Consider the following 15,916-nt stretch of genomic DNA (forward strand, 5'->3'; position numbering starts at 1 on the left):
GGCATTTCAGTTATTAGGAATTGATATATTTGGAGAAAAGGGGGAGCCCTTGTTTTTTCACCACCAAGACCAAACCACCTATGAGCAGCCTGCAACCATTTCCGGACTCTGCCCGGCCTCTCGTTTTACAGGCATTCCCGGCAAAGGGCTATCTGGAAGACATTGGGGCCTGGCCTGAAGCCCTTTCGCTTTCTTTGCTCAGCGAGCTGGAGCTGGGCGGGGGCTTCCGCCTGGAAATAGAGCCGGGGGTGGCTGGGCAGGCAGCCTTGGAACAGATATACTTCCGCAGCCGTGCTCAAGAGCGGAGCAGCGGCAGCGGCAGCTGTTGGATAGGGTACCCTGTGTTTTGGTCGCCAGGCCGGGATGCCGGCGGAGACCTTGCTGCCCCGCTGCTTTTTTGGGAAGCCAGCCTTGCGCCTGGCCCGCAGCCGCACAGCCCTTGGGCCTTATCTCAGACCGCCACTCATCAGATCAGGGTGAACAGCAGTTTGTTGGAGCATAAGGGCATCAGCCCGGAGCAGTCAGAGCGCCTCATGCGCTTGGTCAGCAACCGACCTGTTTCAGCGGGCTGGCTCAAAGCAGTACTTAGGGAGTGGGCCAGCCTGCTGCAGGCTCCCGAAGCAGACTTGTCTCAGCGGCTGTCCTTATTGCCAGACTGGCCCGACCCTGAGGCGAGGCAGGAGCGCTCCGCCCCTCAAATAGGGCAGTACGCAGTCCTTGGGTATTTTGACCTTCCACCGCTTGCCCAGCTGGCGAGAACAAACGGGCGGGCCAGGCGGGGCAACCGCCTGGATTTGGCGCACCTGGTTGTCCCGGGTGTGCTCAACCCTGAGCAGGCCACCGTTGCCGATGCCCTCGCCCGAGAGCAGCAGGTATGGGCAGAAGGGGCAGCCGGGACTGGGAAAACCATGCTTGGGGCGCAGCTGGCAGCCGGGGCGGTTGCCCGGGGCGGCACCGTGCTCATGGTATCTCGCCACGCTGCTGCTTTGCGCGAATATGAGCAACTACTGGAAGCCATGGGCTTGGGGCCGCTCACCTTTTTGCTGCGGGATACCCCGCCCGATAAAATGCTCCTCTTGGACCTGCTCCGTGCTGGGGCGCAGCACCCTCCCAAAAAGAACAGCAGAGCTTCGCCTGCCCATCAGCCATTCAACAAGTACGGAAGGTTGTCTGCTAAGCTGGCCCACAGCTATAAGGCCTACCGGGCTGCCCTGCCCACCGGGCAACAGTGGCCAGAAGCAGTGGGCGTTTACCTGGAAAGCGCGGCCCGGGCAGGCAAGGAGGTCTTGTCCACACAGCTCAATGCTCAGGATTACACTTTCGACAGTGCCACTTTACAAGCCCTAACCGCTGTTGTAGCGCGCTGTTGCCGCTTATACGAAGAGACGAACACCCTGCACAGCCCTTTGTCGGCCCTGAGCCCTTCTGTTTTTCTGAAAATGGGCTTGGAGGAGGCAAGGGCCTTCATAAGCGAGCGCGTTGCTGCTTTCCTCGATAAGGCCAACCGCTTGCAGTACTGGTACATCAACCGGCAAAATGCTTATGCCGATCAGCTTTCTGCCCACTACGAACAAGCCTATCAGCGTTTTGCCCGCAAAGCTACTGCACTGAAAGATCAAATGGCGGAACAATTGGCCAAGTTCGGGCCAGCCTTCGCTGAAGCTTCAACAGGGAGCCTGAAGATCCGTAGGCTCCTTTCTTCAGAGGCGGGGGCAATCCTTGCTGCACGGGGCAAACTCCTGGAGGAGTACCGGGAGCTGTCCGCCGATCTTGGCCGTCACGCCTATTTCGGCTTCAAATTGCCGCCTTTGGCGCAGGGCGATATAGGCCGGGTGCCTAGCGAAGTCGGCCGGTTTGAAGAGGCGCTGCAGCAATGGCGCATCAGCTTGCGCGAACAGGTGCAGGAGGAGGGCAGCAGGCTGAGCCGGAAATCAGCCAATCCCAGGGTCGGCTTTGAACAGCAGATTATCGAAATGGAGGAGAGCTTGGACCGGCTGCTGGACGACATCAATGACAGTGGGCTCTACCATCTGCCGCTGCACAACAAAGCCCTGACCATCCCCAAACGGCAGCGCTATCTGGAGGAGGTAGCCGTACAGCTTGAAGAGACGCAGCGGTCCCTTCAAGACCTTGACAACTTCTACCGTTGGCAGCGCAATTGGCTGCAATTGGACGAGCGCAGCCGCCGCTTGGTCAAAGCGCTGTTGAAGACCCCTTCTGCCCTTTGGGAGCCCGCTTTGCATACTTGGTTTCTGGACAACCTGCTGCTGACGAACTATGAATCCGCCTTGCCGGCAGAGCGCAAAGATATTGATGAGCTGAGCAGCCATTATGCCCCCTTGGCTTCCGGCTTGGCCGCCCAAGCGCTTTCGCATTGGGCCCGCCAACGCGCTGCTGCCCTTTCTGCCATTCGGAAAAAGAGCCCAAAGGTATGGGCATGGCTTCAGGAGAAAGGGCCTGTAGGGCCTCTGGATTTCGGGGCGCACTTTCAATTGCTCTGGCCGCTCATCAGCAATACTTACCCCATTTTGTTGATGACGGCACAGCAGGCCCGCTCGCTGTTTGGCACAGGGCCGAGTTTCGACCTTGTCATTGCTGAAGAGAGCCACACCTTAGATGGGCTAGCCCTTCAGCACTTGCAGTCTTTGTCAGACTATCAATTGTGGCTGAGCCCAACGGGCGCTTTTGGCGGCAGCTTGCTCCCCCCTGAGTGGAAAGGCGAAGTCCCCGTCTGCAAGTTGCAGCACTTTTACCGTTACAGCCCTGGCGACCCCCGGGCGTTCGCCAAGGTGAAAACGGCTGCCCCTTCGCCTGAGGCTTACTGGTTTGAGCAAGTAGGCGGCCGTTATGACGAGTTTGAGGAAGTGAACGAGGCGGAAGCCCGGCAAGTACTTGCGCTGCTTACCCGTATCAAGCCTACCCCACAGCGGACCTACCCTTCTGTAGGGATTGTCTGCCTGACGGAAGGGCAGCGTCAGCATTTGTCAAGGCTGTTGCTGGGGATAAAGCAGCAGCGCACAGCCGGAGTTGAACTGATACAGCAGCTGGAGCGCAATGGTTTGTCTGTCCTCACGCTCGATGAAGTGCCGGGGCACCACTTTGAAGTGGTCATCCTTTCTGCTACATTTGGGCCTGCCGGGCAAGAGGACGAGCTGCCCGGCCACTATCACAGGCTGGACAACCCTGAGATGCAGCAGCAGCTTCAAGCGCTGATGGGGTGTGCTAAGGAAGAGTTTTGGGCGTTATCTTCTCTGCCTACTACGCTGTTGTCGCCTATTCCGGGCGACAACTTGTTGCCCTATCTCTTGTATTGGGTACGCTCCTGTGCTTCCCGCAGCACAGCTGCCACGGAGGCAGCCCTGGCCAATTCGTATGACAGCGGAGGGGCAGGTGCGGGGCTGCCTTTTTCCCTGTTGCAGCAGGTACAAGACTGGCTAAAGCCTTTCCTTGACCCCGGCAGGGTCCACCTGCCTGAGGTGGCAGTTTACGGGCAGCCACAGATTTGGGTAGAGCCTGTAAAAGAAGGGCAAAAACGGCACGCCCTGCTGGTGGACGGGTTCATCAGTTATGCGCTGGCGCCGGCTCTTGCTTGGGAAAGTGGTGCAGCGAAGGCGCTTCAAGATCAGGGGGTAGTCCTGCACCACCTCCTATCAGCAGAATGGTGGCGCAATCCGGAGCGTGCAGCGCGTTCCCTAGCAGGGGCTATACTGAAGGAGGACGGCGCAGGGCTTTCTGAAACAGAAGCGCTCAACACCGTTTAGAGCGTGTTAAAGTCGGATTAAGGTGAGGGCGGGCTGAAACGAAACGCCCGGGCTTTGCGTAACCTATTAGGTAAGGCATGAGGCTGTCGCCAAAAAGCTATCCGGGCTTTTTACCTGGCCTCCTGTCTTTACAACAGGTGTTATTTTCCCAAACAAGTGCAATACAATGAGGTGGATCATAAGCGCTGCAGGAGCGGTATGTTTGGCCCTTTTGGGGATGTGGGGCTGTGCTGCTGAGACAGCCGCAGCCCCCGAAGCTGCAGCCCTGCCCGGTTATGCCCCTTTTCTGAATGTGCCCCAAGAGCTGATCGATGTAGAGCTTGCGTCATTGAGCATTCAGGAGAAAGCGGCCCTGCTGGTTTGGGAGGAAGGCCGCCCTGATGGTACCCTGCACCCCGCTGACTGCGGTGGGCAAGTGGTGCACAGCGCAGCACAATTGAGCATTGGGGCCTCCCGTTCCCTTAGTGGCCTGAAGCCTGGCCTCATGCCTGTTGATGAGTGGTCTGGGAAAATGAGGTTCCCATCATGGGAAGGCATACTCGCCATCAGCGACGACAGCCTTCAGCAGCGCATTAGCCGAGCTTATCTCAGGGAAAGCGCAGCCATGGGAGCCTCTTGGCTTGCGCTGCCAGGGTACCTGGGCGACGGTTCAGCCATTATCCCCCCCGCGTCCAAGGTGGAGGATCAGCTGCGGTGGGTCAATCGGATCAATGAGCAAGGGCTGCTGCCTTTGGCTGCTTATTGCAAGGACGAAGCTTTGTTCGCTATGGATTCTAGCCTGGCCAATCAGCGCTCGCTCCACTATCATGGCCAACTGATGGAGGCCGGGCTGGCCGGGATTTGGCTGGACAGGGCCGCTCCTGCAAACTTGATCTTGCCGCTGTTCCGGCAGCAGCTTCAGTTTGACGGGCTTGTCATCAGCAGTGCAGGCACGGCAGAAGATGCCTTAGCGTTCTGGAAAGCAGGTGGGGACATTGCTGTGTTGCCGTATGGAGAAGCTGGGCAGAGCATAACACTGTTTTCTAGGGCTGTGGAGAAAGGAGGGCTAAGCATAGCCGAGCTCGACCGCCGTGCCGGGAGGGTGCTCCGCGCTATGCACTGGTCAGGCCATCAGCGGTTGACCCGGGCGGGCTCTGATGGCAAGCAGGTTTTGGAAGCGGGGTTTATCAGCAGCAAGGAGGAAAAAGCGGAAAAAGAAGTGGCCTTGCCCAAGGCGGAATTCCTGAAAGCGCCCGTATGGGACTACTGGCGGTATTGGGCGCGGGTGAAGTCCATCGTTCTGGCTGCCAACCCCGGGCAGGCTGTGCCTTTGGAGCCCGGGCGGGAAGAATGGCAGATCCTGCATTTGCCTGGAAGCACATTCGATTTCGCCTTTGAGGACGCACTGAGCCATTATGTTCCTGTACAGACCGTCAGGACTTGGGCTGAAGTTGCTCAGGCCAAGCGGCTTATCATTCTGCTTGATGGCTACCTATTGTCTGCAGAGGACGCCCGGCGTATAAGGGGATGGAGCCAAGAGGCTGGCGTGCCGCCTGTGGTCGTCAACCTTGGGCTGCCCGCCAACCTCCAACAGCTCGGCAAGGATATGGCGGTGCTCCAAACCTTTGGCAGCACCGATACCGACCGTAGGGCATCTGCACAGATTTTGTTCGGCGGCTTGGGTGCAGAAGGCCGCCTGCCTTTCACTTACAGTGCTGATTTCCTGATAGGGCAGGGGGAGCAGACCGCAGCGGAGCGGTTGGGCAAGTTGCCGCCTGCTGCAATGGGCATTGCGCCTGAGCGGCTTGTCGGCATCGATGCGATTGTACAGACCGCTATCGATGAAGGCGCCTTCCCCGGGGCTCAGGTGCTAGTCGCAAAAGACGGGCAGGTGATTTACGAAAAAGCTTTTGGCGCTCACACCTACGAAGGCAAAGCAGCCGTACAGCCTACGGATATTTTTGACTTGGCCAGCATTACCAAGGTAGCTGCTACTACGCTGTTGGCCATGCAAGCCTACGATAGTGCCTGGCTTGAGCCAAAGAGCAGGCTCCGGGATGTACTGGACCTGCCTTCGGGCTCAAAGCTGCGCAACCTCAAGCTGGAGCGCCTGATGACTCATCAAAGCGGGCTGCAGCCTCACCTTCCTGTAATCCCTTATTTGCTCGCGCGGGAGGAAGACAACAACGACTGCCACCTGTACTTTTGCCGGGAAGGCTCAAAGGATTTCCCCTGGCCAGTAGCTCCGGGGTTTTTCTTTGCCAACGAATACCGGGAGCGCATCTGGGACGATGTGCAGCAGCTGCGCAGTAGGCGTACCCGCTACCGCTATAGCGATGCCAACTTTTATCTGGTGCAGCAGGTTTTGGAAAGGCAGGCTGGGGCTCCGCTTGATGTGCTGGCTGAGGAGCGTTTTTACCAGCGCTTGGGCTTGCGCGCTACCGGCTTCAACCCTTGGAGGTCAGTCCCGCTTTCCAATGTAGTGCCTACGGAGGAGGATAAAGTTTGGCGGCATCAGCTGGTGCATGGCTATGTGCACGATGAAACTGCAGCCTTGCTGGGCGGGGTGGCAGGTCATGCTGGGCTTTTCAGCAATGCACGAGAACTGGCTGTGCTCTTTCAGCTGCTGCTAAATGAGGGCACTTATGGGGGGGAGCGGTATTTTTCCGCTGAAGCGGTAGCACAGTTTACCACGGCGCGCTATGGCAATCACCGGGGGCTGGGCTTTGACAAGCCGGAAGAAGAGGAGCTGGAAGCCGGTGATTTTCCAAAAGCAGCGGGCAAACAGCTGTTTGGGCATACGGGCTTCACGGGTACTTGTGCTTGGGCCGACCCACAGGAAGGCTTGATTTACATTTTCCTGTCTAACCGGATTTACCCCGACCGCAACAACCGCAAGCTGTTTGATCTGCGGGTTAGGGAGCGGGTGCATGAAGTGGTATACGATGCTTTAGGCAGTGCCGCCCCTTACTGGCCAGCGCTGCAATAATGCTTTTCACTTGAGTATCCCTTCCAACAGCCAGTCAGCCAGTGCCTGCCGGTTGCTCTCCAGTATGATCCTTTGCTGGTCTGCCGCATTCCTGATATTGGCGAGCTCAATGTAAACAGCCGGAGGGCTAGTCTCCCGAAGCATGTGCAGGTCACGGGAGGAAACGGTGCCGTGGTACTGCCCGTTCGCCCGGTATTTCTGGTACTTTTTGCGGAGGGCCCGTTGCATGTTGAGGGCAATTTGCTTGCTTTCTGTACTTTCGTGCTGATAGTAAAAGAACACATCTTTGCGCTCCCCCTTATTGCGTGAATCTACATGTACGATGATGGTCGCCTGTTCCGTCACCCCGGCTTTTTTATTGCTTTCGTAAAGCTCATTGATGGCATTGGAGCGTTGGAAAAGCCTTGGTTTTTGCTGCCTCATCATTTTGAGGTTGCCCCAAAGGACCTCGTCGTAATCACAGTCTAAGAACTGTTCATCCCGTATGCCATCGTTGGGGTCGCGGGTGATCATGTAAGCGGTAGCCCCATGTGAGACCAGGTTGCGGCACAGCCTGAGGGCTACATCGTAAGCATACTCGTCTTCGCAAAGGGTATGGCCACTGCGTTTTCCCATAGCGCCGGGGTCTGGCCCGCCATGCCCGCTGACGACGTAAAAGACTTGGCCCTTCAGTTTGTTGCTGGCCAGAGGGGTATAGGCGTACTTAGGCCCAAAAATGGGGAACTGCCGGTTGCCGTTGCCCGCTGCGTCCACGGCTTCTTCTGGCAAGTGGGGCTCGGGTTCAGGGATTTTGAGGTCTGGGCGCGGGCAGTAGACTTCGTGGTGGGGCACCCAAAGGATTTTATCTTCTTTAAAGGAAGCGGCCCGGGCTTCTGCGGCGAGCATACGCTCATTGTAATCCTGAATGCGGACGGCCAGGTCCCAATCGTCTACACCAATAGTAGAGCGTATGGTCCGGCCGTTGAACGGGTAGATTTGGATGGGGAGCTCATACTCCCGGCCTACGATCAGGTGGGCATTGCGGGGCAGGCGGTTGAGCTCGTAGAATTTATCAAAATTGCAGGAGTACGCTTCAAGCCCAAAGCGGCGCATCAGGGCATAGACACCATCCCCGGGGCGTGCACTCACTTTATGGTAGTACACGCCGAGTTCAGCTTTTGGGAGCTGAGCAGCAGCCTGAGGGGGTAGCCCAATCAGGAGGACCGCCCAGATGGACAGTAGGGAAAGTTGTTTCGCCATTTTACAATCTCGCTTGACCGCCAATGCGCTCGCGGCGCAAAAGATAGTTTTTTCTGTGGAGAACAACAACATAGGCATCCCGGTTGCGCCTATCGAGCCGGGCCGAAAATCTGTTTTTGTGTGATTATCCCGGCAGAACCTTCTATATTCGCAGGCATGGAATTGATCCGGGAAATCTACTTCTTGCTCCGAAAGGATATCCGGCTGGAGCTTCGGTCGAGCTATGCCATCAGTGGTATCCTGCTTTACGTTTTTTCGACGGTGTTTATTGTGTACAGCTCTTTCCAGCAGGTGCAGCCCCAGGTTTGGAATGCCTTATTCTGGGTTATTGTCCTTTTTGCATCTATCAGTGCAGTGGTCAAAAGCTTTGTGCAGGAGCAGGGCACCCGCGAGCTGTATTACTACAGCCTAGCGAACCCCCTCGCCATTCTGTTGTCGAAAATCCTTTATAACATCCTGTTGTTGTGCCTGTTGAGCGTGCTGACCTGGCTGGGCTTCAGTTTTGTGGCGGGCAACCCGGTCAAAGACACGGCCCAGTTCATGCTGGTCATCCTGCTCGGAGCGATGGGCTTCTCCATTACGTTTACTTTTGTATCTGCCATATCTGCTAAAGCAGACAACAATGCTACACTTATGGCCATCTTGGGCTTCCCTTTGGTCATCCCGGTCTTGTTGACGCTCATCAAGCTTTCTGCCAATGCCCTCCGGCTGATGCAGGACACTGGCGTAGACAAGGACATCATGATATTGCTTTCGATTGATCTGCTGTTGTTGGGCATCGCGATCGTGTTGTTCCCTTTTCTTTGGCGGGATTAATAAGGATGCTATAACTTTCTGTTCATTTTCGCGTTTTTTACGAATGTGTTCCACTTTCTCTACTTTGATAAACAGGTAACCCGATCCTATTTATGCAGTTCCTCTTCCCGGCCTTTCTGATTGCCCTTACTGCCATTGCAGTGCCCATCATTATCCACTTGTTTCACTTCCGCCGGTTTAAGAAGGTTTACTTCACCAATGTCCGTTTTTTGCGGACGGTCAAGGAGGAGACGAGCACCCGTTCCCGGCTGCGGAACCTACTGGTGTTGCTCATGCGGGCACTGGCACTGGTTTTCCTAGTCTTGGGCTTTGCTCAGCCGTTCATCCCACAGGAGGGGGCAGCGGTAAAAAAGGGCGCCAAGGCCGTCAGCGTTTACATAGACAACTCCTTCAGCATGGAGGCTATGAGCGAAGATGTCCCTCTAGTGGAAAAAGCTAAGCAGCGTGCCCGTGAAATCGTGGAAGCGTATGGCCCTTCGGATGAATTTCAGGTACTGACCAACGACTTCGAGGGGCGCGATCAGCGGGTGCTCAGCCAGGAAGATGCGTTGAGCCGCATTGAAGAGATAGAAGCGGGCCCTGCTGTGCATACCCTAAGCGAAGTGCTCGAGCGTCAGCGGCAGGCTTTATCAGCGGCAGCAGGAGAGCAGATGGTGCTCTACCATATTTCTGATTTTCAGGAAAGCATTTCGGATATCCGCAACTATGCTGACACCACAGCGGCTTTAAACCTCATCCCTCTGCAAGCGGTGCAGGAAAAAAACATCAGTATCGATTCGGCATGGCTCCTCAACCCCATGCCCATGCCTGGGCAGCCCAACCCCTTGGTTGTCCGTGTGCGCAACCATACAGAGGAGGATGCCGAGAATATCCGTCTTTCTTTGCGCTACGATGGGCAAGCCAAACCCGTGGGCACCCTGACGGTGCCATCCCGCTCAGCCATCAATGATACGGTGAACATTGGCGTTCAGCGTACGGGCTGGCACCGGGCAAAGCTGAACATAACCGATTTCCCGGTGCAGTTTGATGATGATTATTTCATGGCCTTTTACGTTAAGGAGCAGGTCCGCGTCTTGTCCATCGGAAGTGGCAGCCCAAGCCCTTTTGTCAAGGCCGCATTCAGTGGTGCGCCCAATTTTGTGGTGGAGGAGGCGAACAGCCTGGCCCTGGACTACGCTGGGCTGCGCAGCTACGACCTCATCGTGCTCAATGAGCTGGCAGGGATTTCTTCTGGCCTGAGCGCAGAGCTGCGGCAGTATGTTGAGGATGGGGGCAACGTGGCTGTCTTCCCCCCGCGCAATGCCGACCTGCCTCAGTACCGCTCTTTTCTCAATGGGCTGGGCGCCAATGAGCTGCTGCGTTTTGAAGAACAGCCCCGGCAGGCCAGCCGGCTGAATACGGACGAGTTTATTTTCAGAGATGTTTACGAAAACCAGTCTGCTGACTTGCGCCTGCCCGCCACACAGGGCAATTTTGTGTTTTCGGATTATGCGGCCCGCACCGAAGAGGCGCTGCTCACTTACCGGGACGGCAGCAGCATGGTCTCTAAATATGCTTATGGTGGGGGCAACCTCTATGTGAGCGCCGCCCCTTTGTCTACCGACTTTAGCAACTTGGTGGCAAGCGGCGAGGTGTTCATCCCTATGCTTTACCGGATGGCAATCTCTTCCCGCCAAGGGCAGGAGCTGGCTTATACCATCGGGCAAGACGCTACGCTCACTGCTCCGCATGAGGCACTGAGCGGTGATGAGGTGTACAAGCTTGGGGCGGAGCGCCAAGAGTTCATCCCTGGCCAGCGCATTGCCGGTACAAAGGTGTTCCTCACGGTGCGCGGCCAAATGTCCGAAGCCGGGTATTACGACCTGTACCTGCGGGCCAACGAGCCGCTTGCGACCTATGCCTTTAATTACGACCGCAGAGAATCCGCGCTGAATTACCTCAGCCCTTCTGAGCTGAGCGAGCAGGTAGGGCCCTTGGCGAGCATCATCGACATTGCCCCGAACGCGGTGCTTACCGCGACGATCGCTGAGCGCAGCCAGGGGGTTGCACTATGGCGTTGGTGCCTCATCCTCGCTTTGGCTTTCCTGTTGGCAGAAGTGCTGCTCCTGCGGTTCTGGAAAGTATAATGCCGCCTTTTATCCCCCAAAGGGCTAAGCGCGTGTTGGGACTTTAGTAACCGGTCTATCCCGCTAGACAGCGGGACACTTTTGCGCTTATGCTTCGCCCCGAAAACTCTTCCCGCTTTTGTGCATAAAAAGCGGGACTTGGCTAAGCTCCGGTTTTCGACTAGAAGGCCAAAATCCCAGCACGCTCTAAAAATTGGGAGAACGCGGGCCAGCAAGCAAGGCATTGAGGAACAAGTCCAGCAGTTCAGGGCGTGCAGTAAGGCCGAGCACTACCATAAAAACTATGCCATAGACGGCCCCCCACAGGTGGGCATCATGTGCGATCAGGTCATTGCCGCGCCGGCTCATATAGGAAGAGTACCAAAGGTAACCAATAGCGAAAACGATACCGGGCAGAGGTGGGAAAATAAACCATCCCCAGGGGTTGAACATGATGTAGGCGGTCATAAGGGCAGAAGTGGCCCCGGAAGCGCCTACTGCTGAATAAGCACTGTTGTGCCGGTGCTTGATGAAGGACGGGATGTCCGAGACGATTATGGCGCTGAGGTAGAAGCCCAGGAAAACCAGCCGACCGATCATCGGCGAGAATAGCATTTGGGTGAAGATGTCTTCCAGGATATCCCCGAACAGGTAAAAAACATACATATTGAGGATGAGGTGCTGCCAGTCGCCATGTACAAACCCGCTGCTCAGAAATCGGTACCACTCGCCAAACTCATTGATGGACGTAGGGTGGAAGGCCAGCTTGTATTTCATGTCAGGCCGGTTGAATGCCTGATAGGAAATCAGGACGGTCATCCCAATGAGTATGATGGTCAGGCTTATAGTAGTCATAAGTTATGCGTTGTGGTAAGGCTCGTTGTTTAATATGGTCATGCCACGGTAAATCTGTTCTATAGCAAACAGCCGTATCATTTGGTGGGAGAAGGTCAAAGCAGAAAGTGACCACTTGGTATTGGCCCGCTGATAAAGGGCATCATCGAAGCCGAAAGCCCCTCCGATCAAAAATACGATACGCCGGTAGCTGAGCTGCAGTTTGTGGTTGAGGAATTCGGCAAAGGCTTCAGAGGTGTAGGTTTTGCCGCGTTCATCTAGGAGGACCAGGAAGTCGGTGTTTTCCAGCTTTTGCAAAACCATTTCTGCTTCTTTGGCTTTGAGCTGAGTGGGGCTCATTTTGCCGCCCTTGCGGATATCGGGGAGGATGGCCTGCTCAAAGCGGAGGTAATGCTTCAGCCTTTTTTCAAAGATGCCAATGCCCTCTTCGAGGTAGCGCTCGCTGGTTTTCCCAATTGCCCAGAGTTCTACTTTCATTGGGGAAAGATACTATCATTTCTGTATTTTCAGGAGCATGCCGGCGGAAACGCTGCCCCTGCAGCAGCCTTTTGTTATTTAGCCAGAAAGGAGGGCTAGCTCTTCTGCCAGGGCATGCCGTTCGCCAAATGCTTCCAGCAGTTCCTTCCGGATATCAAGCGCGAGCGCTTTTTCGCCTGCAGCCATCAGGTGAGCAAGGGCCTGACGGATACGTTGAGCCGTTTTTCTGCCCAAGTGATGCTTGGCATATTCGTTGATGAGGGCCCGGAAAAGCTGGGCGGCCTCCTCTGGGAAATGAGCCCTCAAAGGTGCGGAGTAAGCTTCGAGCAGGTCGAGCGATTGTACTTCAGTGGCATAGTGCATCAGTACAGGCCAAGCCCCTTCCTCTGCCAGGCAAAATGCGATGGCATCCCGCAGGGCAGGGGAGTAGGCTTTTTGTTGTAACTGGGCAAGCGTCGTTTCAAACCGCTGTGGCCACTCCGTTTTTGAGGAGGCCTTTTTCATGAGCTGAAACAATTCGGGCTGAAGGGTATCCAGAAACCGCAGCCGTGCGTAAGTGTAAAGGCTTTTTTTGTCGCCCTCTTGCTGGGCCAGCTCTAGTAATTGTTGGTAAAGCCAGCTTTGGGTGCCGGGGGGGAGGCTCAGCCGCAGCCCGGTTTGTGCCAGTGCTTTCACCCTTGGCCACTGCTGCTTGCTGCGTGCTTGCCGGACGGCATAAGCAATCACATCAGGCTGTGCCAGGTTTTGTTCCATCAGCTGACGGGCTGCTGTCTCTTTGCCTTGTTTTTCCAGGGCGGTCACTTGTAGCAGGAGCAGCGGGGCAGGGTTCAGCCCCGCTTCCTCGTAGCGGTTCTGCTGAGCAGAGAGGAGCCCCGATATGTCCTCGTAGTCTTCTGCCTCTTGGGCGGCTTCGAGCATGAGCTGCAAAAAGGAAGTATCGAGCTCGAAGCTGCGGTAGAGGCGTTTGGCATGTTCGGCCCGGGCAAAGCTCCAAATCTGGCGTACAATTGAAGGGGAGGGGGCAGCGCCGAGCAGCGCTTGCAGCTGTTGGAACGCATCGCGGACGGCGGCCAGCAGTTCTTTTTGCCGGCCTTTGGTTTTTCCGATGGCTGGGCTGATTTCGGTGATGATAGCCTGGCTGATGTGAAGGGCATCCAAGAAAGCTTTTTGGGAAAGGGCCAGCTGCCCTTGTGCTTGCAGTTCGTTCAACACCTTCAGCAGCCGCTGTGCCCCACGTATGGTAATCCTGCGGTCGGGCTTCCGTACTGCGCTCAGGGTAGTTTGCAGCACCTGCAGGTATTTATCTTCCGAGCGCATATCGGGCACTGCTGAGGCAAACCTGGCTTTTAGTGCAATGGCGAAGTTGCGGTTGGAGCGGGCGTAGTCCCGCACAAAGCTGGCCAGCTCCTCGTGGCTAGCATGATCGAGGACGGTTCCTGTCGTCAGCCGGGTGGGGGCCGAAGGCCGGGCTTCGTTTTGTTTTTTGGCTTCCTGGGCCTCCTGCTGCCGGGCTCTTAGAGACAGCAGAGCTGCAATGATGTGTTCGCACAGCCCCTGCTCTTGGTATAGACCGCACTCGCAGGTTGCAGCGGTAGCCCTTCTGCTATTGGCCTGTACTTCTATTTCATAGCCATCGGCCTGTGCGGTCCACAGGTTGGGTTCAACTTCGGTCAGGCCCTGTACCCCTTCATGGTCAAGCAGGGCTTCTGCTGCGGCAAGCAGGTCCTCGGGCGCTTCACTTTCGAGTTTTCGGAGTGTCAATTTCATGACGGGGCTTCTTTAAAGAAAGGCTTAGAGCTCCAAACGTGCCCTCTTAGTAACGACGACGTTTTCAGGGCCTCGATGGTTTTATAGTAAAAGCGATCCCGGGGCATTTGGTTCGATGTGGGCAGTAAGTACCTGAGGCAGGGGCTGAAAAAGCGGTAGCCCCGCCTTTCCTAGAAAAGAGAGCGGGGCTGCCGATGGTTGACGCCTGGGCGTGAACCCAAATGTCGCAGGCGTTTAAGCTAGCCTGGCATTGGCCTAGCGCTGCGAAGGGGCGGCAGGCCCGACAGGGCCGAGCGGACAGCGAGCCCCGCAGCATAGCGGCACCTGCCCTATGGCAGGGGCAGGCCCCTATCCTTTCGGAGGGGGCGGGCAAAAAATGACAATTGGTTTTGCGCCCTTACGCCTTGAGCAGCGGGTTTACTGCAGCTGCAATTGATGTAGCATCCATTGCTGTGGTTTGGGGGTCAGTTGCCGGGGTACAGGGTGCAAGGCTTTCCTATCCGCTTTTTCCCAAATGATGGCAAGGCGGTTTTGTTCGAGCAGTTCAAAGGATATCCTGCCGCGGCCTTGCCCTGATGCCTGTTCAAATACCGCCAGCTGAGGGCTTTGGTAAACCAGCGCATAAGTTTCATCGGCACCATTTGAGGCGAGTTCGAGCACCATATCTATCTTGCTCTTGCTGCCTGGCGTGAGTTTGAAATCCGGCAGGCCGGCAATGCTAGAGGCACCTTTGGCCGTTGCATCAGGCCCCTGCGTCAGCCTTAGGGCCCCTTCCTGGCCATGGGGCAGGCTCCAAGTGCCATTCAGCAAGGTTTGCCAGATGGAGGGTTTTCCCGGCTCTGTTCTGGCATGGCTGGCCAAAAGCCGTTTGCCCCTCTCCTTGTTGTCTTCAATCAGGCGGTTGCGCTTTGCTTCAGCCTGTTGGGCGCTGATTGCGAGCCTAAGCTCCTCGGCTGCTTCAACATCGTCTGCTTCCAGCTGTTCGCTGGCCAGGGGCAGCGGGCTTTGGTTCAGCAATCTGGATTGCTCTCCAGGGACAGACAGGGCTATCCCTATACTGAGCACGATGAGCAAGAGCAGGGCAGCGGCCATGCTCAGGGACCGTGCAAAATGGAATTTGTTGCGTTTCCGGTGGCTGTCGAGCCTGCGCTCCAATTGATGCCAGGCCCGGGGCGAGGGCATGCGGTCCAATTGGTGCTTACGGTCCTGGAAGAGCTGGTCAAAATCTTGTTCTTTCATTTTGTCTGTTTTTGGGTTAGGCGCCTTTCCCGGGCGAGCCATAATTTTCCAGCCCGGGGTAGCCGGCGGCCTGCAGGAGCTCCTGCATCCGTTTGCGGGCTAAAATGAGCTGTGACTTGGAGGTGTTGATGCTGATGCCGAGGATGTCGGCAATCTCCCGGTGTTTATACCCTTCTAGAATGTAAAGGTTGAATACGGTCCGGTACCCGGTAGGGAGGAAGGCAAGCAGGCCGAGGATGTCATTGGCGGCAATCTGCTGCGCAAAATGAGCAGGTGCTGGCCGGTCGGCTTCCGAAAGTTCTGCCGTCAGCCGGAAATTGTGCCGCTTACGGAGGAACATCAGTGCTTCGTTGACCACAATCCGGCGCACCCAACCTTCGAAGCTGCCTTGCCCACGGTATTGTTGCAGGTTGGTGAAGACCTTGAAGAACGCTTCTGCGAGGACGTCCTCTGCGTCAGCCTCTGTTTTGATATATCTGCGGCACACCCCGAACATCACCGGGGCAAAGCGCTCGTAAAGCTGCTGCTGAGCGCGCCGGTCTTCTTTCCGGCAGGCGGCTATGAGGTCTTCCTCGGTCACATCGCGGTATTTGGTGTGAATAACTCTCATCATGCCTGTCAGATGCCCAAAACGGGTTTTTTGGTGGGCAAGTGGGGCATTTTTCTTAATTTACCTCTTTGCTGAATAC

At 56.2% G+C, this 15,916-nt stretch carries 10 protein-coding genes; 4 read left to right on the forward strand and 6 right to left on the reverse strand.

Annotation, left to right across the window (positions count from 1 at the left end):
- The first annotated feature begins 80 nt into the window (after positions 1-80).
- Positions 81-3,761, forward strand: coding sequence for an AAA family ATPase (locus FRY97_RS12640; RefSeq protein WP_147167907.1), 3,681 nt, complete (start codon positions 81-83; stop codon positions 3,759-3,761).
- Positions 3,762-3,927: 166 nt separating this feature from the next.
- Positions 3,928-6,729 (forward strand): serine hydrolase, encoded by a 2,802-nt coding sequence (locus tag FRY97_RS12645; protein ID WP_147167908.1) that lies wholly within the window; start codon positions 3,928-3,930, stop codon positions 6,727-6,729.
- A 6-nt stretch (positions 6,730-6,735) separates the two neighbouring features.
- Here the strand turns inward: FRY97_RS12645 and FRY97_RS12650 are convergent, their stop codons facing one another.
- Positions 6,736-7,968 (reverse strand): N-acetylmuramoyl-L-alanine amidase family protein, encoded by a 1,233-nt coding sequence (locus FRY97_RS12650; protein WP_170254624.1) that lies wholly within the window; start codon positions 7,966-7,968, stop codon positions 6,736-6,738.
- A gap of 120 nt (positions 7,969-8,088) precedes the next feature.
- Between FRY97_RS12650 and FRY97_RS12655 the strand changes: the two genes are divergently transcribed.
- Both FRY97_RS12655 and FRY97_RS12660 read left to right on the forward strand, forming a co-directional pair.
- On the forward strand, positions 8,089-8,784 hold the full coding sequence (locus FRY97_RS12655) for a heme exporter protein CcmB (RefSeq protein WP_246141713.1): 696 nt from the start codon (positions 8,089-8,091) through the stop codon (positions 8,782-8,784).
- Positions 8,785-8,876: 92 nt separating this feature from the next.
- On the forward strand, positions 8,877-10,910 hold the full coding sequence (locus FRY97_RS12660; protein WP_147167910.1) for a BatA domain-containing protein: 2,034 nt from the start codon (positions 8,877-8,879) through the stop codon (positions 10,908-10,910).
- A 186-nt stretch (positions 10,911-11,096) separates the two neighbouring features.
- Here FRY97_RS12660 and FRY97_RS12665 read toward each other — a convergent pair whose 3' ends face one another.
- The 5 genes from FRY97_RS12665 to FRY97_RS12685 form a co-directional block, all read right to left on the reverse strand.
- A complete protein-coding gene (locus tag FRY97_RS12665; RefSeq protein ID WP_147167911.1) occupies positions 11,097-11,744 on the reverse strand; it encodes a rhomboid family intramembrane serine protease in 648 nt (215 codons plus the stop codon).
- 3 nt (positions 11,745-11,747) lie between these two features.
- On the reverse strand, positions 11,748-12,221 hold the full coding sequence (rlmH, locus tag FRY97_RS12670; RefSeq protein ID WP_147167912.1) for a 23S rRNA (pseudouridine(1915)-N(3))-methyltransferase RlmH: 474 nt from the start codon (positions 12,219-12,221) through the stop codon (positions 11,748-11,750).
- A gap of 78 nt (positions 12,222-12,299) precedes the next feature.
- Positions 12,300-13,988 (reverse strand): SWIM zinc finger family protein, encoded by a 1,689-nt coding sequence (locus FRY97_RS12675; RefSeq protein WP_147167913.1) that lies wholly within the window; start codon positions 13,986-13,988, stop codon positions 12,300-12,302.
- A gap of 417 nt (positions 13,989-14,405) precedes the next feature.
- Entirely contained in the window at positions 14,406-15,227 is an 822-nt protein-coding gene (locus tag FRY97_RS12680) for a hypothetical protein (protein ID WP_147167914.1), read from the reverse strand.
- Between the two features lie 16 nt (positions 15,228-15,243).
- Positions 15,244-15,840: an RNA polymerase sigma factor gene (locus FRY97_RS12685; protein ID WP_246141714.1), complete on the reverse strand. Its 597-nt coding sequence runs from the start codon at positions 15,838-15,840 to the stop codon at positions 15,244-15,246.
- Positions 15,841-15,916: the final 76 nt, after the last annotated feature.

The organism is Phaeodactylibacter luteus (assembly GCF_007993045.1).
In the GTDB taxonomy this organism is placed as follows: Bacteria; Bacteroidota; Bacteroidia; order Chitinophagales; family Saprospiraceae; genus Phaeodactylibacter; species Phaeodactylibacter luteus.